General features: G+C 64.6%; 26 protein-coding genes. 11 read left to right on the top strand and 15 right to left on the bottom strand.

Annotated elements, in window-relative coordinates; translation table 11 throughout:
• Positions 1-14: 14 nt before the first annotated feature.
• From pcaD to NO934_RS03155, 9 genes are all read right to left on the bottom strand, one after another.
• The gene (pcaD, locus tag NO934_RS03115; protein WP_309162208.1) at positions 15-824 is read right to left on the bottom strand and encodes a 3-oxoadipate enol-lactonase; all 810 of its coding nucleotides are present in this window, start codon (positions 822-824) and stop codon (positions 15-17) included.
• A 62-nt stretch (positions 825-886) separates the two neighbouring features.
• The gene (locus NO934_RS03120; protein WP_309162210.1) at positions 887-1,660 is read right to left on the bottom strand and encodes a crotonase/enoyl-CoA hydratase family protein; all 774 of its coding nucleotides are present in this window, start codon (positions 1,658-1,660) and stop codon (positions 887-889) included.
• Positions 1,657-2,094 (bottom strand): thioesterase family protein, encoded by a 438-nt coding sequence (locus tag NO934_RS03125; protein WP_309162211.1) that lies wholly within the window; start codon positions 2,092-2,094, stop codon positions 1,657-1,659. Before NO934_RS03125 ends, NO934_RS03120 begins: the two co-directional genes overlap by 4 nt.
• An 8-nt stretch (positions 2,095-2,102) precedes the next feature.
• Complete coding sequence (locus NO934_RS03130; protein WP_309162213.1) at positions 2,103-2,864, bottom strand: SDR family NAD(P)-dependent oxidoreductase; 762 nt, start codon at positions 2,862-2,864, stop codon at positions 2,103-2,105.
• Positions 2,864-4,099, bottom strand: a complete 1,236-nt coding sequence (locus NO934_RS03135) for a thiolase family protein (protein WP_309162214.1) — start codon at positions 4,097-4,099, stop codon at positions 2,864-2,866. The genes NO934_RS03130 and NO934_RS03135 overlap by 1 nt, the downstream gene beginning before the upstream one ends.
• Before the next feature lie 2 nt (positions 4,100-4,101).
• A complete protein-coding gene (locus tag NO934_RS03140; protein WP_309162216.1) occupies positions 4,102-5,919 on the bottom strand; it encodes a feruloyl-CoA synthase in 1,818 nt (605 codons plus the stop codon).
• 138 nt (positions 5,920-6,057) lie between these two features.
• Complete coding sequence (locus NO934_RS03145; RefSeq protein ID WP_309162217.1) at positions 6,058-6,519, bottom strand: c-type cytochrome; 462 nt, start codon at positions 6,517-6,519, stop codon at positions 6,058-6,060.
• A gap of 141 nt (positions 6,520-6,660) precedes the next feature.
• Positions 6,661-7,500 (bottom strand): TonB-dependent receptor domain-containing protein, encoded by an 840-nt coding sequence (locus tag NO934_RS03150; RefSeq protein WP_309163641.1) that lies wholly within the window; start codon positions 7,498-7,500, stop codon positions 6,661-6,663.
• Positions 7,431-8,813, bottom strand: coding sequence for a TonB-dependent receptor plug domain-containing protein (locus NO934_RS03155; protein WP_309162219.1), 1,383 nt, complete (start codon positions 8,811-8,813; stop codon positions 7,431-7,433). Before NO934_RS03155 ends, NO934_RS03150 begins: the two co-directional genes overlap by 70 nt.
• Before the next feature lie 190 nt (positions 8,814-9,003).
• Here NO934_RS03155 and NO934_RS03160 point away from each other — a divergent pair, with 190 nt between their 5' ends.
• From NO934_RS03160 to NO934_RS03180, 5 genes are read left to right on the top strand one after another with little or no spacing between them, the layout of a single operon-like run.
• Positions 9,004-9,420, top strand: a complete 417-nt coding sequence (locus NO934_RS03160; protein WP_309162220.1) for a hypothetical protein — start codon at positions 9,004-9,006, stop codon at positions 9,418-9,420.
• Between the two features lie 2 nt (positions 9,421-9,422).
• Complete coding sequence (locus tag NO934_RS03165; protein ID WP_309162222.1) at positions 9,423-10,139, top strand: MotA/TolQ/ExbB proton channel family protein; 717 nt, start codon at positions 9,423-9,425, stop codon at positions 10,137-10,139.
• Positions 10,129-10,515 (top strand): biopolymer transporter ExbD, encoded by a 387-nt coding sequence (locus NO934_RS03170; protein ID WP_309162224.1) that lies wholly within the window; start codon positions 10,129-10,131, stop codon positions 10,513-10,515. The genes NO934_RS03165 and NO934_RS03170 overlap by 11 nt, the downstream gene beginning before the upstream one ends.
• Positions 10,516-10,518: 3 nt before the next feature.
• Positions 10,519-10,905, top strand: coding sequence for a biopolymer transporter ExbD (locus tag NO934_RS03175; RefSeq protein WP_309162226.1), 387 nt, complete (start codon positions 10,519-10,521; stop codon positions 10,903-10,905).
• Positions 10,905-11,882, top strand: a complete 978-nt coding sequence (locus NO934_RS03180; protein WP_309162227.1) for a TonB family protein — start codon at positions 10,905-10,907, stop codon at positions 11,880-11,882. Before NO934_RS03175 ends, NO934_RS03180 begins: the two co-directional genes overlap by 1 nt.
• Here the strand turns inward: NO934_RS03180 and NO934_RS03185 are convergent.
• Positions 11,879-12,532 carry a glutathione S-transferase family protein gene (locus NO934_RS03185; protein ID WP_309162228.1) on the bottom strand — a complete coding sequence of 218 codons (654 nt, stop codon included), beginning with the start codon at positions 12,530-12,532 and terminating at the stop codon, positions 11,879-11,881. The two genes, NO934_RS03180 and NO934_RS03185, sit on opposite strands and share 4 nt — an antisense overlap.
• 157 nt (positions 12,533-12,689) lie before the next feature.
• On the opposite strand from NO934_RS03185, the gene NO934_RS03190 reads away from it, so the two are divergent.
• The 3 genes from NO934_RS03190 to NO934_RS03200 all read left to right on the top strand — a co-directional run bounded on the left by NO934_RS03190 (position 12,690) and on the right by NO934_RS03200 (position 15,393).
• Positions 12,690-13,664, top strand: a complete 975-nt coding sequence (locus tag NO934_RS03190; RefSeq protein ID WP_375142848.1) for an ABC transporter substrate-binding protein — start codon at positions 12,690-12,692, stop codon at positions 13,662-13,664.
• Positions 13,665-13,729: 65 nt separating this feature from the next.
• Positions 13,730-14,287 (top strand): ABC transporter permease subunit, encoded by a 558-nt coding sequence (locus tag NO934_RS03195; protein ID WP_309162229.1) that lies wholly within the window; start codon positions 13,730-13,732, stop codon positions 14,285-14,287.
• Positions 14,284-15,393 carry an ABC transporter permease subunit gene (locus tag NO934_RS03200; RefSeq protein ID WP_309162230.1) on the top strand — a complete coding sequence of 370 codons (1,110 nt, stop codon included), beginning with the start codon at positions 14,284-14,286 and terminating at the stop codon, positions 15,391-15,393. The genes NO934_RS03195 and NO934_RS03200 overlap by 4 nt, the downstream gene beginning before the upstream one ends.
• Here NO934_RS03200 and NO934_RS03205 read toward each other — a convergent pair.
• The 5 genes from NO934_RS03205 to NO934_RS03225 all read right to left on the bottom strand — a co-directional run bounded on the left by NO934_RS03205 (position 15,390) and on the right by NO934_RS03225 (position 20,926).
• Complete coding sequence (locus NO934_RS03205) at positions 15,390-16,406, bottom strand: ABC transporter ATP-binding protein (RefSeq protein ID WP_309162231.1); 1,017 nt, start codon at positions 16,404-16,406, stop codon at positions 15,390-15,392. The two genes, NO934_RS03200 and NO934_RS03205, sit on opposite strands and share 4 nt — an antisense overlap.
• Positions 16,407-16,477: 71 nt before the next feature.
• Positions 16,478-17,122 carry a redoxin domain-containing protein gene (locus NO934_RS03210; RefSeq protein ID WP_309162232.1) on the bottom strand — a complete coding sequence of 215 codons (645 nt, stop codon included), beginning with the start codon at positions 17,120-17,122 and terminating at the stop codon, positions 16,478-16,480.
• A gap of 85 nt (positions 17,123-17,207) precedes the next feature.
• Complete coding sequence (locus NO934_RS03215) at positions 17,208-19,430, bottom strand: xanthine dehydrogenase family protein molybdopterin-binding subunit (RefSeq protein ID WP_309162234.1); 2,223 nt, start codon at positions 19,428-19,430, stop codon at positions 17,208-17,210.
• A gap of 7 nt (positions 19,431-19,437) precedes the next feature.
• Positions 19,438-20,424 (bottom strand): xanthine dehydrogenase family protein subunit M, encoded by a 987-nt coding sequence (locus NO934_RS03220; protein WP_309162235.1) that lies wholly within the window; start codon positions 20,422-20,424, stop codon positions 19,438-19,440.
• Positions 20,411-20,926, bottom strand: coding sequence for a 2Fe-2S iron-sulfur cluster-binding protein (locus NO934_RS03225; protein WP_309162236.1), 516 nt, complete (start codon positions 20,924-20,926; stop codon positions 20,411-20,413). Before NO934_RS03225 ends, NO934_RS03220 begins: the two co-directional genes overlap by 14 nt.
• 211 nt (positions 20,927-21,137) lie before the next feature.
• Between NO934_RS03225 and NO934_RS03230 the strand changes: the two genes are divergently transcribed.
• The 3 genes from NO934_RS03230 to NO934_RS03240 are packed head-to-tail and all read left to right on the top strand — an operon-like array spanning position 21,138 to position 26,178.
• Positions 21,138-22,070, top strand: coding sequence for a glycoside hydrolase family 16 protein (locus tag NO934_RS03230; RefSeq protein WP_309162237.1), 933 nt, complete (start codon positions 21,138-21,140; stop codon positions 22,068-22,070).
• Entirely contained in the window at positions 22,070-24,304 is a 2,235-nt protein-coding gene (locus NO934_RS03235; protein WP_309162238.1) for a lipopolysaccharide biosynthesis protein, read from the top strand. Before NO934_RS03230 ends, NO934_RS03235 begins: the two co-directional genes overlap by 1 nt.
• Positions 24,301-26,178, top strand: coding sequence for a hypothetical protein (locus NO934_RS03240; RefSeq protein ID WP_309162239.1), 1,878 nt, complete (start codon positions 24,301-24,303; stop codon positions 26,176-26,178). Before NO934_RS03235 ends, NO934_RS03240 begins: the two co-directional genes overlap by 4 nt.
• Positions 26,179-26,181 lie beyond the last annotated feature (3 nt).

Raw genomic sequence — 26,181 nt, forward strand, 5'->3', positions numbered from 1 at the left:
TTGCTGGACACGCTTTAGTTGAGCGTCGGCCGCTGCGGCAGGCCCTGGATGAAGGCGAGGATGATTTCGCTGAGCATTTCGGGCTGCTCGACGCAGGGAATGTGCCCGGCGCCCTTGATGATCTCCAGGCGCGAGCCGGGGATCGATTTGGCCAGCTCGGTCACCGTATCGACCGGGGTGGAACCATCCTCCTCGCCCACCACGCACAGGGTCGGGACACCGATCTGGCGGGCCCGATCGCGCAGATCGGCATCACGCAACGCGGCGCAACTGGCGATATATCCGGAGGGCGACTGGCGTTCGAGCATGGTGCGGTATCCGGCGAGTTCGTCGGTGCGGGTGGAGCGGAAATCGGCGGTGAACCAGCGGGGCATGATGCCGTCCGAAAGCGCCGCTATGCCTTTGGCTTCGACGGCGGCGATGCGCTGGTTCCAAAGATCGGCATCGCCGATTTTGCCGGCGGTGTCGCAAAGGATGAGTGCCGAGACGAGATCGCGGCGATCGGCATAGAGCTGCTGGGCGATGAGCCCGCCGATCGAGAGGCCGCAGACGATGGCCGAGCCTATGCCGGCAGCATCCATGATGGCCGCCAGGTCTTCGGCGTGGCGGGCGATGGTGACCGGCCCCTCGCCGGTTTGCGACAGGCCATGGCCGCGCTTGTCATAGGTCAGAATCGTGAACCTACCGGCCAGACGCACGATCACGTCGCGCCAGATGCGGAAATCTGTGCCCAGCGCATTGGCGAAGACGATCGCCGGCGCGCCTTCGGGGCCGCCGATCACCTGATAATGCAGGACGGCATCGTCGACTTTGAGAAACTGCATGGCGCTGCCCTTCTGTTCGGTTCAGCGCCAGCATAGCCGGATTCGTGGAGCGTTGCGCAAACCTAGCCGAATTGCGGCTTGCGCTTTTCGAGGAAGGCGCGAAGGCCTTCCTCGGCGTCCGGGCCGGTCTGGCTGAGCGCGGCGGTGAGGCTTTCGGCGTAAAGCCCGGCCTCGGGTGGCATGGCGCCGATGCGGGCGATGGCGTTGACGATCATCGTGTTGATGGTGGGGGAATTCTCTGCAATGCGCTCGGCGAGTTCGAAGGCCTTGGCCAGGGCCTGGCCTTCGGGAACCGCATAATGGGCGAGGCCGAGGCGTTCGCCCTCGGTGCCCGAATAGGTGCGGCCGGTGAGCATCATTTCGGTGAGGCGGTCGCCGCCGATCAGCTTGGCGATGCGGACCGAGCCGCCGCCGCCCACGAAGATGCCGCGCATGCCCTCGGGCATGCGGAACTGGACGGTTTCCTCGGCAACGCGGACGTGACAGGCGGCGCCGAATTCGAGCCCGCCGCCCATCACCGCGCCGGTCATGGCGGCGACGACAGGAACGCGGCAGTATTGAACGAGCTCCATCACCCGGTGCCAGTTGCGCGAATGGGCCATGACCTCGAGCGGCTGGCGCTTGACCTGTTCGGACAGGTCGAGGCCGGAGGAGAAATGCCCGCCGGCGCCGCTGACGACGACCACGCGCGTCGTTTCGGGGACGGCGGAGAAGAAGGCGTCCAGCGCTTCGATGGTGGCGTCGTTGAGCGCGTTGCGCTTTTCGGGGCGGTTGAGGGTCAAATGGGCGATCTTGCCCTTCTGTTCGACGGTCATCACCTCGTCGGAAAAACTCATCGCGGCGTCCTTTCTTGCTGGCTCAGCACCGCCCGGACGTCGTCGGGGATCGGCAGGGATTTGATCTTTTCGGGGTTCTCCGGGTCGCGACCGACCCAGACGCGCTTTTCATGCGCTTCGATGGCTTGTTCGCCATCCTTGAAGAGGGTGTGGCGGACCGAGAAGCTGGAGCGTCCGAGATCGGTAATTTCGGAGCGGATTTCGACGATATCGCCGAAGCGCGAGGGCTTTGAAAATTTCGCGCCGGTATCGACCATGGGGATGCCGAGAATGCCGTGTTTTTCGATCCAGTGACGCTTGTGCATATCAAAGGCGGCCGAAAGCAGCGCGGCGGTGGCGTTGTCGAAGAAGCGGAAATAGTTCGGGTAATAGACGATGCCGGCGGGGTCGCAATCGCCGAACTGGATTTCGATTTTCGTGGTGTTCGAAAACATCACCGCTCCTATTTCGGCTGCATGCGCAGGGCGCCGTCGAGGCGGATGACTTCGCCGTTGAGATAGTCGTTGCCGACCATGGCGAGGACGAGATTGGCGAATTCCTCGGGCTTGCCGAGGCGGGCGGGATTGGGGATGGAGGCGCCGAGAGCTTCGATGGCTTCGTCGGGGAGTTCTTCGAGCAGCGGGGTCATAAACAACCCCGGCGCGATGGTCAGAACGCGGACGCCGAAGCGGGCGAACTCGCGGGCGGCGGGGAGGGTCAGCGAGACGATGCCGCCCTTCGACGCCGCATAGGCGGCCTGGCCGATCTGGCCTTCGTAGGCGGCGACGGAGGCGGTGGAGATCACCACGCCGCGCTGGCCGTTGGCGTCGGGATCGAGCGCCTGCATGGCGGTGGCGACCAGGCGCATCATGTTGAAGCTGCCGACCAGGTTGACGCGGATGACCTTCTCGAAGGCGTCGAGTGGCATGGGGCCGTCACGGCCGACGATGCGGGCGGCGGTGCCGATACCGGCGCAATTGACGAGGACCGAGGGCGTGCCGAGGGCGGCGATGGCGGCATCGATGGCGGACTGGGCGCCGGCAGGATCGGCGACGTCGCAGGCGAAGGCTGCGCCGCCGGTTTCGGAGGCGACGGCGTTTGCCTTGTCGGCGTCGCGGTCAAAGATGGCGACCTTGGCGCCGGCGGATGCAAGGGCGCGGGCGGTGGCGGCGCCCAGGCCTGAGGCGGCGCCGGTGACGATGGCGGTCTTGCCGGAAATCTCCATCAGTTGGCCTCCGGGTTCTCGATGAGCAGGGCGATCCCTTGTCCACCGCCGATGCAGGCGGAGGCGATGCCGTAACGCTCGCCGGAGCGGGCGAGTTCGAGGGCGAGGCTCAGGGCCAGGCGGATGCCGGTGGCGCCGAGGGGATGGCCGATGGCGATGGCGCCGCCGTTTACGTTGAGCCTGGCTTCATCGAGCCCGAGTTCTTCGACGCAGGCGAGGACCTGTGCGCCGAAGGCTTCGTTGATCTCGATGCGGGCGATCTGGCTAAGGCTCATACCGGCGGTTTCGAGAACGGCGCGGATGGCGGGCGCGGGGCCGATGCCCATGATCTGCGGCGGCACGCCGATTGCGGCCGAGGCGAGGATGCGGGCCTTGGGGGTGAGGCCGTTGGCCTTTGCATAGGCCGAGGAGGCGACGAGGACGGCCCCTGCCCCATCGACGATGGCCGAGGAATTGCCGCCGGTCTGGACGCCGCCGAAGGCGGGGCGGAGCTTGGCGAGGACTTCGTGGGGGGATGGGCGGATGTGGCTGTCAACGTCCACCGACTCGACGCCGCGCGGGAGCTTGATGCCGCGCTTGTCGAGGTTTTCCGCTTCGAAGGTTTCGGAGACGACCGGGACGATCTCTTCGGCCAGAACCTCGCTCGCGGCGATGGCGCGCTCGAAGCTGCGGGCGGCGTAGCGGTCGACGCGTTCGCGATCGATGCCGTATTGCCTGGCGAGGTTTTCGGCGGTGTCGCCCATGGTGACGCAGCCGGCGGGGTCGTAGAGGGCTTCCCAGAGGAAGTCCTTGAACTCGACCTTGCCCATGGAAAAGCCGTTGCGGTGGGTATAGGCGGCGATGGGGTTGCGGCTCATCGACTCGGTGCCGGCGGCGAGAGCGAGGGATGCGCGGCCGAGCGAGACGGCGTCTGCCGCCTGGGCGATGACTTCGAGGCCGGTGCCGCAGATGCGCTGGACGAGGTGGGCCGGGGCATCCTGGGGCGCGCCGGCATAAAGGCCGATGTGGCGCGGGGTCATATAGGCATCGAAGGAGGCCTGGGCCATGGAGCCGGCGACAGTGGTTTCGATGTCGCCCGGCTTGACGCCCGTGCGTTCGATGGCGGCCCGGGCGGCCTTGATGCCGAGGTCGATGGGGGAGATGTCCGACAGCGCTCCGCGGTAATCAACGAATGGCGTGCGGGCGCCGCCGAGGAGCCAGGCGTCATCGAAATTGAGGCGCAATCCCTTGCTCATTGTCACTTTCCTTTTCGCGGCAGGTCGAGGACGCCGGCGGGGACCGGGTCGGTGTAGAGCGCTTCGAGCAGATCCTTGCGGGCCGCGAGGACGGCCCGCTGGTTAATGGAACCCTTGTCGGTCACCTCGCCCTTGTCGATGTCGGGGGCGACGGCCACGATTTGGGCGCGGGCAACGTGGTTGGAACTGCCGGTCGCGTTGAGGGCGAGATCGCGGAGGCTCTGGGCGAATTTGTCGGCGACTGCGGGGTGGGCGAGGATGGTTGCGGCGTCTGTACCGACCGGAACGCCGGCGTGGCGGGCGCAGGCTTCGAGATCGGGGAAGATCAGGGCGCCGAGGTGGTTTCTGTCGGCGCCGGTCAGGACGACGTCGCGGATCAGCGGCGCGCAGGCGGCGATCACGGATTTGCGCACATTGGCGAAGTTGACCCAGGTGCCGGTGGAGAGCTTGAAATCCTCGCTGACGCGGCCGTCGAAGACGAAGCCCTTGGAGAGGTCACCGGGATTGGCGGGTTTGATTGCATCGCCGATGCAGTAGAAGCCTTCTTCATCGAAGGCCTCTGCGGTCTTTTCGGCATCGCGCCAATAGCCGGGTGTGACATTGGGCCCCTTTAACCGCAGTTCCTGCTTGTCGCCATTGGGGACCAGCTTGACCTCGATACCGGCGGCAGGGAGGCCGATATGACCGGCCTCTTCCACCGGCCAGGTGGTGGTGAAGGCGAAGGGGGCGGTTTCGGTGGAGCCGTATCCGGTGATGATCATCACGCGCTGGCCAAGTTCGGCGCGGGCGGAGCGGTCGAGGCCTTCAAAGACGTGCTGGGAGAGGCTGGCGCCGGCGTATTGCACGAGCTTCATCCTGGCGAAGAAGTTGCGGCGGATTTCCGGATCTTCGTCGAAGGCGGCGACGAGGAATTCATAGCCCTTGGGAACATTGGTTGAAATCGTGGGCTGGACGTCGCGCAGGTTGCGAAGAGTCCTGCCGATCTTTTCGGGGGTTGGCTGGCCGTCATCGATATAGAAGCTGCCGCCATTGTAAAAGGCGATGCCGGTGTTGTGACTGGAGCCGGCGACGTGGTTCCACGGCATCCAATCGAGCATTACCGGAGGCTCGTCCTTCAAGAACGCCAACGCCGTTCGGATCATCTCCTGATTGCAGGCCATCATGCGGTTGGTGGTGATGACGCCCTTGGGCATGCCGGTCGAACCGGAGGTGAAAAGCACCTTGGCGACCGTATCGGGCGTGATGTTCTCGTGCGCGGCGGCGACGGCGGGAGTGACGGAGGTGTTCGCCAGATCGGAAAAGAGGCGCGTGTTGCCACGGGCGGGCGGGTTGGATTTGACGACGAGGGGCACATCTTCGGCAAAGACCGCAGCGACGGCCGGGGCGAAGCGGGCCCCATCGGAAGCGTAGACCATGCCCGGCGTGAGGAGCCCCGCAATGTGCCTGAGCTTGCCGTAATCGGTGGAGATCAGCGAATAGGCCGGCGAGATGGGGGAATACGGAATACCGACCCAGATGGAAGCCAGGCCGAGCAGAAGATGCTCGATCTCGTTGCCCGAAAGGATAACCAGCGGGCGTTCGGGCGAAAGGCCGGCATCGAGCAGCGCCTGTGCCAGCGGCGGAATGGCGTCCATAACCTCGCGATAGGACAGCCGGCGCCAATCCTCGCCGCCGTCGCGATCGGCAACCATCAAAGCGTCCGGGGTCTTTTCCGCCCATTGAGCGATCGCATCCACGATGGAGCGCGGATAGGCCGCCAGTGTTTCGTCGGAACGGATCAGAACGCTGCCGTCGGAACGCGGATGAGCATGCGCGGTCATCGTTCCCATCCGAATCGGACGAATCGACACGGCCTGAGCGTTCATGGTTCTCCTCCCATAATGTGATTATGTTATATAACATAACTAACGAGAGGACAAGCGGCACGCCTTAATCGAGGCAGCGACGTGGAATTATGCCTATAGCGATTGATCGGCGCTGGGGGCCTTGAGGAATTCGATGATGGCCTCGGCTTCCTCCTCTGGGACACCGCCGAAATACATGCGGCTGTCGGGAACCACGGTTTCAGGGGCCATGATGAAGGCCTTGAGGGTTTCTTCGTCCCAGACGAGATCGGCATCCTGCATGGCCTGGGAATAGGGGTAATCGCCACTGGCGGCGGGCTTGCCGAGAATGGCGTTGAGGACCGGGCCGGTGGAGTTTTTCGCCCCCTCGCCCACCTGATGGCAATGGGCGCAGGGCTCGAACACCGGAGCGAAGGTTTCCGGCGGCGGCTGGGTGGCGACGTTCGCAACGGCAGGCGGCGGGGCGGCGGGCTCGGGGCGAGACTGCTGCACGACGACCGGCTCGTAGAAGATGTTCAGCAACACCCCGCCCACGAGCACGGCGCCACCGACAAGGATCGGAACCATCTTGTGCATCGGCTTGCCCCTTTTCGCATGGCTGCGTTCAAGGGGTTCTCGCTTGGGCCGGCGCGCAAATGAATGCGCCTTGAGGCCGCATGGGGAGAAATCCCCCGCTCCCAAGGCTGGGAACGGGGGCTTTGGAGGTTCGTAAGCGGCCTAGAACGATCCGGTCAGGCCCACATAGAAGGAGCGGCCAGGTTCGTTGAAGGTGTTGGCACCTTCTCCGGTGCGGTAGAGCTGGGTGTGGAACAGATTGTTCACCCCGGCGGTGAGGCGGGCGTTGTCGTTGATCTGGTAGTCGAGCGCGAAACTGACGACGCCATAGGGATCGCGGCCGATCTGCTCTTCCTCGGGAATGGGATCGTTGTTGTGGTCGACCGTACGGGGCTGGATCTCCCCATAATAGGTGCCCGACAGCGTGAGCCCCAGATTCTCCATGGCTTCCCAGCGTAGCGAGCTGTTGATGGTGTAATCGGGGATGAGCGAGAGCGGCTGGTCGTATTCGTGCTCACGCGATTCGAGCATGGCGGTGAAGTTGGTCGACCAGCTCACGGTCTCGTGCAGGGGAACGACGAGGTTGCCTTCAAGCCCCCGGACGGTGGCCGAGCCGGAATTGCCCCAGCGGAACAAGCTGCCCGGATAGGAAGGGTCATCGACGTAGACGGCTTCGATACGGTTGTCGAACTCGTTATGGAAATAGGTGAGGCTCGCCTGCCAGCCATCGTCATTGGCGTAGGCCACGCCGACTTCCATGTTGAGCGAGTGTTCCGGCTCGAGATCGGGATTGCCGAACACGTCGCAGGGGCCCGGGAAGCCGGTGGGGCAGCCCCTGCCCCGGGTCGACCAGGCATAGAGCGGGTTGAGCTGGTAGACGGTGGGCGCCTTGAAGGCCCTGGCGATGCCGGCCTTGACGGTGATTTCGTCGGTCATGGCGTAGGAGACATTGAGGCTGGGCGAATAGTTGGTGCCGAAGCTGTCATGGACGTCCAGGCGCAGGCCTGGGTAACTGTCAACTGGTCGGTGACCAGTATGTTGTCCTCGACATAGAGGCCGAGCATGTGGGCTTCCTGGTAGCGGCCTTCGAAATCCTCGATCGTGCCGTCGGCAAGCTCGGTATAGGATTCGAGGAATTCGCCGCGATATTCGGCGCCCAGAGTTATGGTCTGGTCGCGCAGGACAAAGAGCGGAATGTCCCATTCGGTCTTAGCGATGATGTTGTCGAGGATACCGACGCGGTAATCTTCCTCGGTGTTGATGGCGCCCTCGCCCCCGCCCGCGGTTCCTTCGCTGAGGCGCCGGTTGAAGGTGTTTTCCCACTGGATGAAGCTTTCGGACACGCCGAAATCATAGGTGCCCGAATGGGTCAGCGCGACCGAGGTGCGCTCCATTGTGTTCGTTTCGGCTCCGTCTTCGGCCAGGGCGTCGGTGAGATCTGTGGGGCTGCTTAAAAGCGTATCACCGGCAAAGATGTTTGACTGGCGACTCCAGGAAACGTCGAGATCGACGCTGTGATTGGCATCGAGCTGGGCGCTCCAGAGGGCACCGAAATCATAGGTCACGACGCCTTCGCGGCCAGCCGGAGCGTCTTCGTCCTCGGCGGCCTCCTCGTTGATGTCGGGAGAATCGGGATCGGTCCAGCTCGCCCCGGCGGTCAGCCGGTAAGTCAGCATGTCATTGACCGGGCCGGCCAGCAGCGCGTTGACGCGGCGCGAGCCGCCTTCATCGGAATCCTCGGGGATCTGCAGGAAAGTGGAGACCTGCATGGTCAATTGTTCGGGCTGGCGGGTGATGATGTTGACCACGCCGCCGGCCGCGCCCGAACCGTAGCGGGCGGCGGCGGGGCCGCGAATGACCTCGATGCGCTCGATGAGTTCGGGCGGAATCCAGCCGGCATCGCCACGCGTGTCGCGCTCGCCTCGGCGGCCGGGGCGGACGGCGTTGCGCGAAAGGACGGGACGGCCATCGATGAGGATCAGGGTGTTTTCCGGCCCCATGCCGCGCAGGTCTATCTGGCGCTGATTGCCGCGCTGGCCGGTGGAGGTGTTTCCGCTCAGATTGACACCGGGCATGGTGCGGACGATTTCGGAAATATCGCGGGCCACGGGCCGGTTGAGCAGGTCTTCGGAGGTGATGTTGGACACGCCCAGGGCCTGGCGCAACTCATCGGAAGCGGCCTGGACGACCAGCATGTCGAGGATGGTTCCCTCATCGAGAAGAATGTCCTGCTGCTCTTGCGCATAGGCGGGGAGAGCCGAGACCAGCACGAGGGCCGTGAGGCACCCGCCCAGCGTGACAGAGTGTGTTTTCATTGCAGCAACATCCAGTCGGTTTTGTGTCGCCGAAGTTGCTATTTAATTATGACTTCAAGAGTCAACAATTTTTTGTCGCAAGTTATCAATGGCTTGCTCTTGACACATTGTCGCGTTGAGTTTTTATGAACAAAAGAGTCATGTTTTGGATCGCTTCCGAATCCATCGAACGGCACAAGGAATGAACGCAATGAACAGAAGCTGTCTGGCGCTGGCTGTGGCCGCGCTCGCGGCGATGGCCGCGCCGGTTCAGGCGCAGGCGGGAACCCTGTCCCTGGACCTCAACGCCACCGAAGCCGCCGAGAACGGATGCCGCGCCACCTTCGTCGGTCAGAACGGGCTCGATGCGCCGATCGAAAGGCTGAGCTTCGAGGTCGTGCTGTTTGACGGCCAAGGGCTGGTCACGCGCATGCTGGCGCTCGATTTCGGGGAGATGGCGACCGGACGCACCAAGGTGCTGCAATTCACCCTGCCGGGCGAGGGCTGCCAGGATATCGGGCGGGTGCTGATCAACGATGTCGCGGCTTGCGAGGGCCCCGAGGACGCTTCGATCTGCCTTGATGCACTCACGACCGAAAGCCGCTCGGGCATCACGTTCGGACTTTGACCATGGAAAACCAACTCAACGACGCCATCGATGCCATCTGGGGCATTCTCGCACTCGGCGGGCCGGTGGTCGCGCTGCTACTGGCGCTATCGGTCTTCGCGGTGGCGCTGATCGCGCTCAAACTGTTCCAGTTCTGGCGGCGCGGCCTGGGCCGGCTCGGGCGCCCTGAAAACGCAGTCACGCTCTGGCGGGCCGGGCGGCCGGGGGATGCGCTGGCGGCTTGCGCGGACTCGCGCTCCATCATTTCGCGCTCGCTCGAAGCGGGCATGACCGCCAGGCTCGACGGTGCCGATGCGCAGACGGTCGAGAGCGAGGCTACCCGCGTGGCGGGGCGCGAGCTGCACGACCTGCAAAAGGGCTTCCGCACGCTCGACGCGATCGCGCAGATTTCGCCGCTGCTGGGGCTGTTCGGCACGGTTCTGGGCATGATCGAGGCGTTCCAGGCCATGCAATCGGCGGGCGCGGCGGTCGACCCGTCGGTTCTGGCCGGCGGCATCTGGGTGGCGCTTCTGACCACTGCCGTGGGGCTTGCGGTGGCCATGCCGGTTTCGATCCTCCTCACCATGCTCGAAACGCGGGTGGACAACGAGCGGGCGGCATTGGAAGACCTCGTCACCCAATGGCTGAACGAGATTGCCGAAACCGGTTCGGTGACGGTTGCCGCGCTTCATGCCGAGGGCCGTGCGGGGGCACCAGCCAAGCTCGCCCATGCGCATTGAACGCGGAGCCCGCAGGCGCAGGCCATTATCGCTGACCTCGCTCATCGACGTCATTTTCCTGCTGCTGCTGTTTTTCATGCTCAGCTCGACCTTTTCGCGCTTTTCGGAAATCGAGCTGCAGGGCGGGCGCGCCGGGCCATCGGCCAGTGCGGCGGCGCCGGGCATCCTGGTGCGGATCGACGAGGCAGGAGGCTGGAACATCAACGGCGAGGCGACCGCGCCCGGCGAAGTCGAGGCGCGGCTGGAGCGATTTGCGGGGCTGGGCGCCGAAGCCATCACCCTGTTGCCCCGGAGCGGGGTTTCCACCCAGCAGCTCGTCGACGCGCTGGAGCATCTGCGGCGGGTGACCGCCCTGCCGGTCAATATTGCACGCTGAGCCATGAAAATCAGTCAACCCAAGCGCCCCACCAAGCGCGAAAGCACCATACCGCTGATCAACGTGGTGTTTTTGATGCTGATCTTCTTTCTGGTGGCGGGAACCGTTGCGCCGCCGATCGAGGGGGATGTGAACCTTTCGACCACCGAGGAAGCGCCGCAATCGCCCCCCACCGCGGCGCTTTATGCCGATGCCGAAGGGGCGCTGACGTGGAACGGCGCGGCGATTTCGGCCGAGGCGTTCGCGCAAAGCCACGCGCCGGCTGAAGGCGAGCCGGTGCGGCTGGGCGCCGATCGCGATTTGCCGGCAGAGATGCTGATCGACCTGCTCGGGGAATTGCGGGCGCTGGGGCTTGCCGATGTGGTGCTCGTTACCGAGAGGGCGCAATAGTGTCGATCCGCGCCTGGACAATCGCCATCGTCTTTTCGGTTCTGGTGCATCTTGCGCTGCTGTTTGCGCTGACCAGCCGGACCGGGGAAATCGAAATCGCCGGCGGGGCGATGGGAGATGTCGCCGTGCTGGGGAACGCGTTCGAGACGGCGATGTCGGCGGGTGGGCCGGAGGCGGTGCTGACGGCGGAGACCGAAGACGTCGTGGACGAACTGACGCCCGAGCCAGTGACCGCCCCGGCGCCCGTCGAGCCGGTAGAAGCGCTTGAGCCGACCGAAGCGGAAATGGCCGAGGAACTGCCGGCAGAGGCGGTGGAGCCCGATATGGTGGTGGTGGCGCTCGAGAGCGAGACGGCAGAGCCGGTCGCACCGGAAGAGGTTGAGATTCAAGCAAGCGAGCCGGAGATGGTCGAGGCGCTGGAGCCGGAAACACTGACCGCCGAGTTTTCCGAACCGGTTGAGGCGAGGGAAACCGAAATCCTCGAACCCGAAACCGCCATCGAGGCCCCGCCCACGCCGCCGCAGCGGCCCGAGGGGCTGGTTGCCCCGCCGCGCCCGCAGCCCCAGCCCCAGCCGCCTTCTTCGGCGGGCAATGGCGGGACGGAACAGGCGGACACCACGCAAGGCGCGGCGCAGGGCAGCCAGACGGGCACCTCCACAGCGACAGGCGGGGGAACAGCGAGCCAAGCCGGGAACGCCGCCGTTTCCAACTACCCCGGACAGGTGGCTTCCGCACTCTCGCGTGCGTTCCGCTACCCGCCCAATGGGCGCGGGGCGACGGGGGAAGCGGTCGTCCGGTTCACCGTGCTGGCCAACGGACAGGTGGCGGGTGCTACCGTGGTGCGGAGCACCGGGAATGCCGTACTGGATCAGGCGGCGCTGGCGACGGTGAGCCGCGCGGCGCCCTTCCCGCCCATTCCGCCGGCGGCGGGACGGAGCGAGTGGACCTTTACGCTGCCGCTCGGGTTCGTGCGCTAGTCCTTCCGGGCGGCCCTTGCTACTGCCGCCTGGGCCTCGAAGGCGCGTTGGAAGGCGGGGCGGGCTTCGCCGCGCGCGACATAGGCGAAAAGGTTCGGGAACTCCTCGAGGAGCCCCGAGCCGTTCAGGCGGCGCAGCACCATGACCATCATCAGATCGCCGGCGCTGAACGCGCCTTCGAGCCATTCGGCGTCCCCCAGCCGAGCAGAAAAATCGGCAAGGCGAATGCGGACGCGATCATCGAGGAAGGTGAGGCGTTCCGCGTTGAACCAGCTCTGGCCGCGTTCGACATAGGGCGCCTGTTCGCGCTCGACGATGGGCGGTTCGACCGTGTTGAGGGCGCAGAACAGCCAGGCGGCGGCGCGGGCCTGGGCGTTTGCGTCGTCCGGCAGCAGGCCGGGATGGTTGCGGGCGATGTGAAGGACGATGGCGCCGGATTCGAAGAGGATCAGATCGCCGTCCTGGTAAGTGGGGATCTGGCCGAAGGGCTGGAGGGAGCGGTGCGGCGATTGCTTGAGCGCCTCGAAGGAGACGAGGCGCACATCATAGGGCTGGCCCACTTCCTCGAGCGCCCAGCGGACGCGCATATCGCGGGCGTGGCCCTGGCCGCCGTCGGGCGAGTTTTCAAACGCGGTAATGGTGGGGACCATGAGGGAGGCTCCGGGGTTGAGTGCACATCATATCCCGAGGACGCACGGGGTGCGCCGTTCCCGACAAGGGTGTCATCGCATCGTTACCGAGGGGGGCTAAACGCCGCCCATCGGCGCCGTACCCAACTCAAGCGGTGCCATTTTGCTGGAGACAGATATGCGCGCAATCATCACCGCCGGCCTGATGCTGGCGACCGCCCTTACCCCCGCCATGGCTCAGGAAGGCCGCCTGGTTCTCTATACCAGCCAGCCCCAGACCGACGCGCAGCAGACCGCTGACGCGTTCATGGAGCAATACCCCGACATCACCGTCGAGTGGGTGCGCGACGGAACCACCCAGATCATGGCGCGCTTCCGCTCGGAACTGGAGGCGGGAACGCCGCAGGCCGACGTGCTGCTGATCGCCGACGTCGTGACCATGGAAGGGCTCAAGGCCGAGGGCCTGCTGCTCAACTACCCCGAAGCCGATGTCAGCGCCTATCCCGAAGGGCTGCATGACGAAGACGGCGCCTATTTCTCGACCAAGCTGATCACCACCGGCATCGTCTACAACACCGCCGCCACCATGATCCCGGAAAGCTGGTACGACCTGACCAAGCCCGAAGCGCAGGGCCAGATCGCCATGCCGAGCCCGCTGACCTCGGGCGCGGCGCTGATCCACACGGTGACGCTCACCGAGAACCTGCCCGAAGGCTGGGACTTTTACACGGCGCTCGCCGAGAACGGTGCCCAGGCTTCGGGCGGCAATGGCGGCGTGCTGACGGCGGTGTCGGGCGGCGAAAAGCTCTATGGCATGATCGTGGACTACATGCCGATCCGCGAAGCGGCCAATGGTGCGCCGGTGGAATTCGTGTTCCCCACCGAGGGCGTTTCGGCGGTGACCGAGCCGGCGGCGATCCTCGCGTCCTCGCAGAACCAGGAAAACGCCAAGCTGTTCATCGACTTCCTGCTTTCCGAAGAAGGCCAGGAACTGGCGGTGAGCCAGGGCTACATCCCGGCCCGCGACGGCATGGCGCTGCCCGAGGGCTATCCGGACCGTTCGGAAATCAACGTGCTGAACTATGACGCGGCCAATGCTTTGGCCAACGAACAGGCCAACCGCGACCGCTTCGGCGAAATCTTCGGCCAGTAAGCCGGTTGGACCTGCCGCTGACACATAGAGCTGCCCGGCCGGCAACGGCCGGGCGCATTGCCGGAGTGGCTCGGTTCACGCCAATCGCGCTCGCCATCGTGGCCGTCGGGGTTCTGGCGGCGCTGCCGCTGGGGCGGCTGATGGCTACGGCGCTGGTGGGGGATGCGGGGCTCGATTTCGCCCCGCTGGTCGAGCGGCTGATGCGCGGCTCGACCCAGCGCGCCATGTTCAACACTCTCGATACCGCCGTTATGGGGGCCATTCTGGCGCTGCTGATCGGCACGCCGTTCGCGTTTTTCGTGGCGCTCACCGATGTGCCGTTCCGGCGACTGCAAGGCTTCATGCTGCTGCTGCCGCTGATGATCGCGCCGCAGGTCACGGCGCTGGCCTATATGCAGCTTCTGGGCCCGTCGAGCGCGCTGCTGGGCACGTTTGGGCTGGCTCCGGCGCCGGGGACGCCCAATCCGCTGCTGGGGCGCGGCGGAATCATCCTGCTCTACGGCATCCAGCATGCGCCCATCGTCTTCATCACCCTGCGGGCCGGGCTGACCGCCCTGCCCCGCGACTATTTCGAGGCGGCGCGGGCGGCGGGGGCCGGGCCCTGGCGGGTGCTGCAACAGTGACGCTGCCGCTGATGCGCCCCTATTTCGTTGCCGCGCTGGCGCTGGCTTTCGTTTCGGGCGTTGGCAATTTCGGCATCCCCGCCTTCCTGGGCCTGCCGGTCAACTATCTGACGCTGGCAACGCTGATCTACCAGCAATTGGCCAGCAACGGGCCGACGGTTCTGGCCCAGACCGCCATGCTGTCACTGCTGATCGCCGCGATCGCGATCGTGGGGATCGCCATTCAATCGCTGGCGCAAAAGCGCGAGAGCTTTGCCATCACGCGCGGCGCGCCGCTGCGGTTGAGCCTTGGCGGGTGGCGGTGGCCGGTCGCGGGTGTCGGCCTGCTGCTGATCGGGGTGATGCTGGTTCTGCCGATGCTGGCGCTGCTGACCACCTCGCTGGTGCCCACCTATGGGGTGCGGCTGAGCTTCGATACGATAACGCTGGACAATTATGTGGAGGTGCTGGCGCGGCAGGCCTCCACCATCCGGGCGTTCACCAATTCGTTCTACCTTTCGGGACTCGCGGCGCTGATCCTGGCGCTGCTTGCCGTGCCGGTGGCGCTGGGATTGCGCGGCATACCGATGCGGACGCGGCAGGCGCTGCACGGGCTGCTCGACCTGCCCTATGCGCTGCCGGGGATCGTGCTGGCCATCGCCTGCATCCTGTTGTTCCTGCGGCCGCTGCCGCTGATCGGCAGCCTCTACAACACACCCTGGATCATTCTCGTTGCCTATCTGATGCGCTTTGCGGCGCTGGCGGTGCGGCCCGTCGATGCGGCGCTGGGGCAGATACCGCCGCAATTGGGAGAAGCTGCCGCGGCGGCGGGGGCCGGCGGGATGCGGCGGCTTCTGACCATCACCCTGCCGCTGGCGGCTCCGGCGGCGACCGCCGGAGCGCTGCTGGTGTTCATGAGCGCCTTCAACGAGCTGACAGTTTCGGCATTGCTCTGGTCGAGCCGCAACGAGACGCTGGGCGTGATCCTGTTTTCGCTCGATGAGGCCGGGCTTTCGGCGCAGGCCTCGGCCGTGGCGGTGGTTACCATCGCCGTCGTCGTCGTGCTGCTTTTGGCGCTGGATCGGCTGGCGCCGCGCCTGCCGGCCGGAGTGCTGCCCTGGCGTTAGGTGGGAACCACCCAGGCGTCGGAAATCGCGAGCTTGGCGACAGTGCCGGGATCGAGGCGCTCGGGGAGGTCGGCGACGATGGTGTCGCCTGAGCCCAGAACGAGCGTCGTCTCGTAATTGGCGCCGGTGAAGCGGACGCGCTGGACGGTGGCGGCGAGGCCGGAATCGGCTAGGTGCACGGCTTCGGGACGGATCAGCAGCCTGACCGGGCCGTTCCCCCCGCCGCGCACGGGAATGGTGGCGTCGCCGATGCGGGCGAGGTCGTCGCGCAATTGAGCGTCGACGAGGGTGCCGCGCCCCACGAAGCCTGCAACCATGGCGCTGGCCGGGCGGGCATAGATTTCCTGGGGTGAGCCGATCTGCTGCACCCTGCCCCGGTCGAGCACCACGATGGTATCGGCCAGGGCCAGGGCCTCGGACTGGTCGTGGGTGACAAAAACGATGGTGGCGCCGGTGCGCTGGTGGATATCGGCAAAGATATCGAGCATGGCGGCGCGCAAATGCACGTCGAGATTGGCCAGCGGTTCATCGAGCAGGATGATGCTCGTGCCCGTCACCAGGCAGCGCGCCAGGGCGACACGCTGGCGCTGACCACCCGAAAGCGCATCGACGCTGCGGCCGGCATAGCCATCGAGCGCGACCATGGAGAGGGCATCGGCGACGCGGCTTTCGATTTCGGCGCGGCCCAGCCCACGGCCCTTGAGCGGATAGGCGACATTGGCCGCGACATCCATGTGCGGCCAGAGGGCATAGGACTGAAAGACGATGCCCAGATTGCGCTTTTCGGGCGGGACCATTGTGGACTGGTCGGCCATGGTGACACCGTCGAACCCGACGCTGCCGGCGGTCGGCTGCTCAAAGCCGGCGATGAGGCGCAAAAGCGTGGTCTTGCCGCATCCCGAGGGGCCGAGAAGGGCGGTGAAGGATCGGCTGGGAAGATTGAGCGTGACGTCCTTTACCGCAGCGGCATCGCCGAACGTCTTGCTCAGATTGTCAAGGGAAATCGAAGTCATGGCGCCCCATACGGAGCGGACATGACAATATCGAGACAATGGGGCGGGCTATGCTTCCCCTCTGTCCTGCCTTATTCTTCCTCGGCCGGGCCGGCGTATTGGTCGGTGGCGCCGGCCATTTGGAGCATCAGGGTTTCCATGGAAATCGAGGTCGGCCCGTAGGGGTAGAAATCGGACTTGTCGCCCTTTTCCCATTTCTCCCGCAGTTCGGGTTGCGTGATGTCCCAATCGGCATAGGTGTTTTTGGCCAGTTCGCGCAGGTCGGCGTGGAGTTCGGCCATGGCGGGGCGGCCCCAGTAGTAGTAGCCGTTGTAGATCTTGAAGACCTCGAGGTTGCGGCCCAGGACGATGGTGTGGGGGATCATCACGTCATGGGAGGTATCGGTGTATTCCTTGATGTCGAGATCCTTCTGCACGATCCGCTGCTGGTCGTAGAGGAAGGGCCAGGGTGCGGCGGTCTGCTGGCGGTAGTTGTTTGTCGTGTGCCAATCGTCGGTCGTGATGGTGACCAATTGGGTATAGCCAACCACGAACTGGGGGTGGAACCGCACGAGTTCGAGCATGTGCTGGCGGTCCTTGGGGCAGAAGGAGCCGCGGGTGAGGATGACGACCATGAGTTGGTCGCCCTGCAGATCGGAAAGGCGGCGCGGCGTCTTGGTGTGGTCGGGGAGGACGAAATCGGGAAATCGGGCACCGGGCACGACATCGCGTCTCATGGGAGGCTCCTGCGCTTGAGGTGGCTTTCCCGTCAACCGGAGCAGAGCGGCGAACGTTCCCCGGCTCGGGCATGGTGCTCTTGTGTTAACGCGGGCGCGTGCCCTCGCCTTGCGGATCGGGGAGCTTGTCGATCAGCTTATCGAGGGTGATGGGGTAGTCCCGGACGCGGATGCCGACGGCGTTGTAGATGGCGTTGGCGATCGCCGCGCCGGCGCCCGAAATCCCCAATTCTCCGATGCCCTTGGCGAGCAGCGGATTGGCCGCATAGTCGCGCTCTTCAAGAAACCTGACCTTGAGCTGGGGCACGTCGGCGTTGACCGGAACATGGTATTCGGCGAGATCGCGATTGGCGATCTGGCCGAAGCGCTTGTCATACATGAGCTCTTCGGTGAGCGCCGCCCCGATGCCGAACACCATGCCGCCGATGCATTGGGAGGTGGCGGTTTTTTCGTTGAGGATGCGGCCAGCCGCGAAGGTCGACTCCATGCGCCGCACACGGGTTTCGCCGGTATAGCCATTGACGGCGACCTCGGTGAAATGGGCACCGAACGCGGCCTGGACGAACGCCTTGCCGGTTTCTCCCGGCTCGATGATCCCCATGGCCTCGAGCGGAGTTGCGGCCAATTCGCCCAAGGGATGGGAGACGTTGCCCGAACGCGCCATGCCGTCCGAGAGCACCAGACTCTCGGGCGTGCAGCCGAGCTCTCCGGCGATGGTCTGGCGCAGTTTTTCGCAGGCGAGATAGACCGCAGAGCCCGAACTTGCGGCGCCGACGCTGCCGCCTGAACCGGGGGCGGGCGGAAGGGCTGTGTCGCCCAGATGGACGTCGACCTTGTCGACGTCCAGGCCCAGAAGTTCGGCGGCAATCTGGGCGAGGATGGTGTAGGACCCGGTTCCGATATCGGTCATGTCGGTTTCCACCACCGCCCTGCCCTCGGGCGTCAGGGTCACGCGGGCGCTCGATTTGCGCAATATGTTGGAGCGAGCGGCGGCGGCCATGCCCATGCCGATCCACCATTCGCCCTCGCGCCGGCTCGCCGGCTGGGGATTGCGGGCCGACCAGCCGAATTCGGCGGCGCCGATATCGAGGCATTCGGCAAGCGAACGGCTGGAATAGGGAATGTCCTTGGCCGGATGGCGATCGGGGATATTGCGCTTGCGCAAGTCGACCGGATCGAGCCCAAGCTTTTCGGCCAATTCGTCCATGGCGCATTCGAGGGCCAGCATTCCGGCGGCTTCACCGGGCGCCCGCATGGAGGCGGAAAGCACCTGGTCCATGCGCACGATGTAATTGCCGAACCGTCTCGCCTCGCCGCCATAGAGGAATTGCGTGGAAGCGCTGGCGGGCTCGGAGAAATTCTCGCCATCGAGATTGGCTGTCCAGGTTTCGTGGCCTACAGCCGTCAGCTTGCCATTCCGGTCGGCGGCCAGGCGTACGCGTTGTTCGGTGTTGGAGCGGCGGACCGTGGCGTCATAGACCTGCTGGCGGGTCATCACCACCCGCACCGGGCGGCCGAGCTGCCGGGCAGCGAGCGCCGCGGCGACGCTTTCGGCACTGATGCCGAGCTTGGAGCCGAACCCGCCGCCGATGTAATGGGCGATGATCCGCACCTTTTCGGGATCGAGCCCCAGCGCATCGGCAAGCTGCTCGCGGTCGCTGGCCAGCATCTGGTAGGAACCATAGAGAGTGAGGTTATCTCCCTCCCAGAACGCGGTGCTGGCGTGCGGCTCCATGGCGGACGCATTCTGGGACGGCGTGGTCCAGATGCCGTCGATCCTGGCGGGGGCTGCCTCCATCGCGGCCTCGATATTGCCCTGGCTCTGGTCGGTCCCTTCCTTGAGTTCGCCGGTATCGCGCCGGGCGGCGAAATCGAAACGTCCCGGCACTGTCGCGTACTGGACATCGATGGCCAGTGCGCCGTGGCGGGCCGCCTCGAAGCTTTCGGCCACGACCAACGCGATGGGCTGGCCGAAATGGCTGATCTCCCGCACGCCCTGGGCGGGCGCTTCGGTGGCCAGACCCTGGGCCGGGTTGCGCAGAAACGTCTCGAAATCGACGATCACCTTGACCACGCCCGGGAGCTGTTCGGCGGTGGCCGTATCGATGGCGGTCACCGTGCCCTTGCCGATCGACGCGCTCACCAGCACGCCATGGAGCATGCCGTCGAACTTGAACTCGGCGGTATAACGTGCCGTGCCGGTGACCTTGAGCGGGCCTTCGATCCGGTCGATCGGGCTTGAGATGATGTTCCGGCCGGTCTTGTCGAGAAGGCTATCGGCGACCGGCGCATCCATTTTGTGCGTCATTTCCATCTCAGCGCCCTCCGTTACAGGCCTGGTCGAGAACGGCGGCGAGCGTCCGTCGCGCCAGAGCGAGCTTGAAGTCGTTCTCGCCGTAACCTCGGGCGTCGGCGAGCAGGGTATCGGCGGCTTGGTCCCATAGCGCATCGGAGGGCGCCTTGCCGCGCAGCAGGTCTTCGATATCGCGGTCGCGCCAGGGCATCGGCGCCAAACCGCCAAAGGCCAGCCGTATGTCACGGATCGTCGTACCATCGAAATCGACGATGGCGGCAATCGAGGTCAGCGCGAAGGCGTAGGAGGCGCGGTCGCGCACCTTGCGGTAGCTGTGCCGGCCGGGAATGGGCGCCGGGAGCACGACGGCGGTGATAAGGTCGCCCGGCTCGAGCACGGTTTCGATATGCGGGGTATTGCCGGGGAGACGATAGAATTGTTCGAGCGCGATCGTTCTTTGCGTGCCGCCGCCGAGGATTTCGACCTCCGCTTCAAGCGCCATCATGGCGACTGCCATGTCGGAGGGGTGGGTGGCGATGCAGTGTTCGCTTGCGCCCAGGATGGCGTGGATGCGGTTGTGTCCTTCCAGCGCGCCGCAACCGGAACCCGGCTCGCGCTTGTTGCAGGGCATGGCGGGGTTGTAGAAATAATAGCAGCGGGTGCGCTGCAGCAGATTGCCAGCCGTCGTCGCCTTGTTGCGCAATTGGCCCGAGGCACCAGCCAGGAGAGCGCGAGAGAGCACGGGATAATCGCGGCGCACGCGGTGGTCGGCGGCCAGATCCGCATTGGTGACCAGCGCGCCGATACGCAACCGTCCATCGTCGGTCTCCTCGATGGTGTCGAGGGGCAGACGAGAGATGTCGATCAGCGTTTGGGGCGTTTCGATCTCCAGCTTCATCAAATCGAGAAGATTGGTGCCGCCGGCGATGAAGCGGGCGTTGCGGGCATCTCGGGCCAGGCCGGCGGCGGCACCGATGCTTTCGGCGCGCTGGTAATCAAACGGCCTCATCGCGGCTGCCTCCCACTTGGCGAATGGCATCGACGATGTTGGGATAGGCCGAGCAGCGGCAGATATTGCCGCTCATGCGCTCGGAAATCTCCGCTTCGGTCAGCTCGGGATCGGCCAGCAGGTCCTCGCTGACATGGCTGGGCCAGCCCGCTTCGATCTCCCCAAGCATGGCGGTGGCCGAGCAGATCTGGCCCGGCGTGCAATAGCCGCACTGATAGCCGTCATGGGTGACAAAGGCGGCCTGGAGCGGCGACATCGCCTCGGGCGTGCCCAATCCCTCGATGGTGGTGATGTCGTCGCCCTCATGCATCACCGCCAGCGTGAGGCAGGAATTGATGCGGCGGCCATTGACCAGGATGGTGCAGGCGCCGCATTGGCCGTGGTCGCAGCCCTTCTTGGTGCCGGTAAGGTCGAGATGATCGCGAAGGGCGTCTAGAAGGCTGGTGCGCGGATCAAGATCGAGCGCGCGGTCCTGTCCGTTCACGGTGAGGGTAAGAGTCATGTGAGGCCTCGGGAGATGGGTGTTCACTCCCAATGCCTCGACCTTGGCTAACGTTCCTCATCAGATGCAGACTCGCATTCTCGCTGGCGCACTCAATCTTTGGATTTAGTGAGCGCCGGAGTCTGTTTCTTTCCCCGATTGAATATGGTTTACTCCTTATTAAACATAAAACACGTCCGGTAATCATGCTTGCTTGAGGGGCGAAGTTGAAATGCAAAACTTTCCCCTTTTTACGGGCGTTTTGCTGCTGAGCTTTTTGTTTATCGCAAGTTCGTGCACGCCGCTGGCAACGGTCATGCGGACGGGGACGCCTGCGGCGCAAGCGCCCGTAACGGCGGCCAACGTCCCGGCGCAAAGTCCGCCATCGGCGTCTGGAAGCCCCCTGGCCGGGCCGATCAGCGGCGGGACCGGATGGGTCCGGGTGTTCTCCGATGAGTTCGGCACGGGCCGGCTAGACGGCTCAAAATGGACCCATTGCTATTGGTGGGAGGATGGCGGCTGCACCAATCTGGGTAACCAGAACCACCAGTGGTACACAGCCGCCAACATTGCAGGGCGCAACGGCGCACTGGAGCTGACGGCCCGCGAACAATCGGTGCGCGGGATCGATGATCGTATATTTGATTATACTTCGGGAATTATTACGACGGGCCGCTATTACGAGGAGCGCCCCGGCCCGGATCGGTTCTCATTCACCTACGGCTATGTCGAGGTGCGCGCGCGCATTCCGGCCGGACAGGGCCTATGGCCGGCCATATGGCTTTTGCCTTCCACGCATCGCTCGCTGCCAGAAATCGACATCATGGAGGTGCTGGGGCACCGTCCCAACGTGGTCGAAATGCACCTTCACTATCAGGACGGCAGCGGGGAGAGACGCAGCGTCAACCGTTCGCGCACGGTGAGCGATCTTTCGCAGGGCTACCACGTCTATGGGCTTGAATGGTCTGCGGACGCGATCGTCTGGTATCTCGACGGGGTCGAACTCTGGCGGTTCACCGACGCGTCCGTCATTCCAAGGGAACCGATGTATCTGCTCGTCAACCTGGCCGTCGGGGGCACCTGGCCCGGCGCGCCCGACGAAACCACGCGCTTTCCCGCTCAGTTCCTGATCGACTACGTCCGAATTTGGCAAAGGGGGCAATGATGCCCCGGCCCGGCATTCAGCGCGAAACCGGCGAGAGAGCGCTGCTGACTGCCATATCCGAGCGCCTTTTCCACATGTTTGACGCGGTCATGGCTTCGTCCCTGGCCCGCAATGCCTATGCCCTGATGACGAGCATCGTGGTGACCTCGGCGCTTGGCCTTCTGTTCTGGCTGCTTGCCGGACGCCTGCTCGACCAGGCAGCGGTCGGTATCGGCAGCGTGCTGATCAATACCGCCATGACCATCTCCGTCATCACGCGGCTAAGCCTCAACAATGTGCTGCAGCGCTTTCTACCCGGCACCGGACCGGGTTCCGAGCGCCTGGTGCTCGGAGCCCTGGCCATCGGTGCCATTCCGGGGGCTCTGGCGGGCTTGATATTTGCCCGGACTGCCGGCTGGTTCATCGACGAGCTCGCACTTCTTTCAGCGTCCTGGGCGCTCTCGGTGTTCTTTGCCGTGATCGTTGCCGCATGGGCTGTTTATTCACTGCTCGAAAGCACCCTGAGCGCGTTGCGGGCCGCGCATTGGGTTCCGGTCTTTTCCATCAGCTCGTCTGCTCTCAAGATCGGCGCGCTGGCCGGCGCATCGCTGTTTGCCGCAAATGGCCTGGGCCTTCTTACCGCCTGGATCATTCCCGTCATCCCGGCGGTCGTCGTGGGGAGCTATCTGGTCTTTGCAAAGCTGCTGCCCAAACGAGCGGCCAAGGGGAGGCCGTTGCCCACGCTCGGGGCGATGGCGCGCTTCTATAGCGTCGACTATCTCGCCGGCCTTGCCCCCACCATCGCCATCGCCGCGGCGCCGCTGATCGTCCTCGACCACGCCGGACCGGAAACCACTGCACAGTATTATATCGGCTGGTTGATCGCATATTCGATCTACATGATGGGGCACTCGATGGGTATATCGCTGCTGGCCGAAAGCGTGGTCGCAGGCGAACGGATCGCATCGCTGGCTGGACAGGCCATCGCCCAGGCGGTGCTCCCGATAACGGTCGTTTCGGTCGCCATCGCTCTACTGGCGCCGGGCCTGATGTCGCTTTTCGGGCCCGGATACCAGGGCCAAGGGACCGTCATTCTTCAGCTTCTGGCGCTCTCGTGCATTCCCTGGACGTTGGAGACGATCTTCCTTGCCGTGGCGCGCGCCAAGGATTGGCTGCCCGCGATGCTGGGCGTGCAGTGGCTGAACCTTGTGCTTGCCCTTTCGCTCGGGCTTTTCCTGGTGCCGGAAATGGGCGGAGCCGGCATGGCAATGGCCTGGCTTCTGGCCCAGACGGCATCGGTTATCGTTATCCTTATCGGCATCATCTCGAAATTCGGGTTGAACCGGGCGCTCAACGTGGCGGTCGTCCTCTCGGGCGGGTTGGGCCGGATCGTTCGCGCCATGATCGGCGCGCCCAATAGGGTGACCGCTATCGAGGGTAGGGCAAGCGCGGCGCTCGATGGTGAAAAGGAAAATCTCGGCCTGCTTCATTCCGATCCTCGCCTCTCGCGGCTGAAGCACCTGCTTCCGCCTGCGCCGGGATCCGGTTGGCGTGCCGGGACGGAACGGCTGACCCTGGTGGATTTGCTCGAACAGGACGATCCGTCTCCCGGCCTGGCGACGGCGGCGCAGGCTATCGGGCGGATTCATGCAGCGACGGCCTCGCTGGAGAGCGTTTCGGTGGCCTGGACGGACTCCTGGATCCGCCGCCCGCTGGCGACGATCCGGCGTCTGGAGCGCCGGCATCGCTCTCGAGCCGACATGGCGCTGGCCGCGCTCGAAGCCCATATGCTCGAATTCTGGTCCAGCGGGCAGCTTCATCTGGGTGTCGCCCATTGCAATCTGGTCCCCGAAAGCTTTCTGCTCGAAACCGGCGCATCCGATCGGCCACATGTGAGCATGATTGTGGGCTGGTCGCATATGCGCCGGGACGCCCCTGCGGGCCTCGACATCTGCCACCTGGCGCTCACGACGCGCATGATGGTCCGCGATCAGGAACTGGGGCCGGTCGTCCATGATCTATTGAACGGCGGCACATGGTCGGCCAGTGAGCGTGATTGGCTTGCCGCCGGAGGCACGGGCGGGCACTGGCTGCAGCAGGACGACCTCAGGGGCGAGATGGTGCTGCTGGCCTGGATCCATCATTTGGCGCGGAACCTTGATTGTGACGCTGCCTACGCAACCAACCATGCCTGGCGCGCGGTCAACCTCGATTGGCCCCTCCAGCAGGTCAAGCGATACCTGGAGGCACGATGAGCAGCGTTTCTCACGAGCCGTCCCTGCCATTTTCAGGCGCGCGGCAAACCTTCGGGTTCAACGATGGGGCCGCATTGGCCGGAACCTTGCTGCCTTGGGCATGCCTGCTGGCGGCGATGGTTCTGTGGGCAATCAGCCTGCCGGAGATTTCGGTGGACGAGATCGGTGGGCTTGGGCTGATAACCGCCCTGCCCTGGACCATGGCCCTATCGGTGGGATTGATCGCGGGCGGGTTCGTGATCGCGCTGGGGGAAAAACCCACCCGGCGCCTCACGCCGCTGGCCCTGATCCTGATGCTTGTCGTTCTGCTGCACGGAACGCCGGCGCTGGTTTACGACAATTTGCGCTACCCTTGGGCATGGAAGCATCTGGGCGTCATCGAATACATCCAGCGCACGGGCTCTATCGATCCGTGGTCGCGCTATCTTGCCGCCTATCACAATTGGCCGGGATTTTTTCTCGTCTTTGCCGGGCTCGGAAAGCTGTTCGGGCTCGATCCGATCGCCATGTCGCAGATCGGCCGCTTCTTCCCGCTGGGCCTCAATCTGCTCTACGCTTTGGTCCTGCCTTACATCTTTCGGTGCCTGTCAACCGATCTCCGCCTTGTCTGGACGGCAACGGCCATTTTCGTGGTCGGCAATTGGGTCGGGCAGGATTATTTTTCCCCTCAAGGCACGGCGTTTCTGCTGCTGCTCATCGTCCTGGCGCTGTGTCTCGGACCCCTTGCCGCCATTCCTCCCAGGCCCTCGCCTCACGCGCCGGCCTTGTATTTTGATATATGGCGGCTGAGGCTTTGGGCGACGCGCCGCATGCCGGTGCTGCCCCGAGCCCTTTCCCCGGCCATGAAAGCGACGGCCATCGGTGTGGTGCTCTCGCTGATCGTTGCTATCGTCGCCAGCCATCAGCTCACGCCAATCCTTTTGATCGCGATGTTGTCAGGGCTTTTCCTGCTCGGTCGCCTTGCTATCGGGTTTGCCCTCTTTGCAATTGCCGCCGAGGTCCTGTGGCTGGTTTTCGTGGCCGATCCGTTCATGGGGCAAATGCTCTCCATGCTTGTCGCCGAGTTCGGAGCGGTCGGCGAGGACACGTTCGGCGCCGTGATCGATTGGAACAGTGTCAGTGAAAGCCAACGCCTGGTATCACTGGCCGGCCGAGCCATCGTCGCCACCATCGGCCTTGCGGCGATCGCCGGTTGCGTCATCCGCTTTCATCGCGGGTATCGGGACGGGATTGCCGCGATGCTGGCCCTGGCGCCATTGCCGCTGGCCATCGCTACGTCATATGGCGGGGAGGTTCTGTTTCGCGTTTATTTCTTCGCCCTGCCGTTCCTGAGTTTTTTCGCCGCTGCACTCGTTTTTCCCGCGCCCAAAAGCCGGTTGCAGCCATTCAAGGCTCTCGCCTTGGCACTGCTGCTGATGGGTGGATCGGCGGCCTTCATTCTCGCCAACAATGGCAAGGACGCTCAGTACCGCTTTTCCGACAGCGAGGTTGCCGCCGCCCGATGGCTCTATGAGACCTCCGAGCCCAATACCCTCTTGATCGAAGGCGCGAGCACCTATCCGAGGCAGCTACAGAACTACGAGAACATGATCTACGTGCCGCTTCCCGAGGAACTGCCAGCCATTGCGGCCGCGCTCAGCTCGGACCCGGCGGGACTTCTGGGAGACTGGCTGCACAATCACGACGGCCCGGCCTATGCCATTTTCACGCGCAGCCAGAACGCCTATTTCGAGGCGATGAACCCGCTGCCCGACTCCGATCTCTCCGATGTAGTGGAGGCGCTTCTCGCCTCGCCCGATGTCGAGATCGCTTTCGTCGGTCCCGACGCCATCGTGTTTCAGCCTTCCACGGAGAGGGCCGCGCCGCCACGCTGAGGT

It is taken from the genome of Pelagibacterium sp. H642 (genome assembly GCF_031202855.1).
Taxonomy (GTDB): Bacteria; Pseudomonadota; Alphaproteobacteria; order Rhizobiales; family Devosiaceae; genus Pelagibacterium.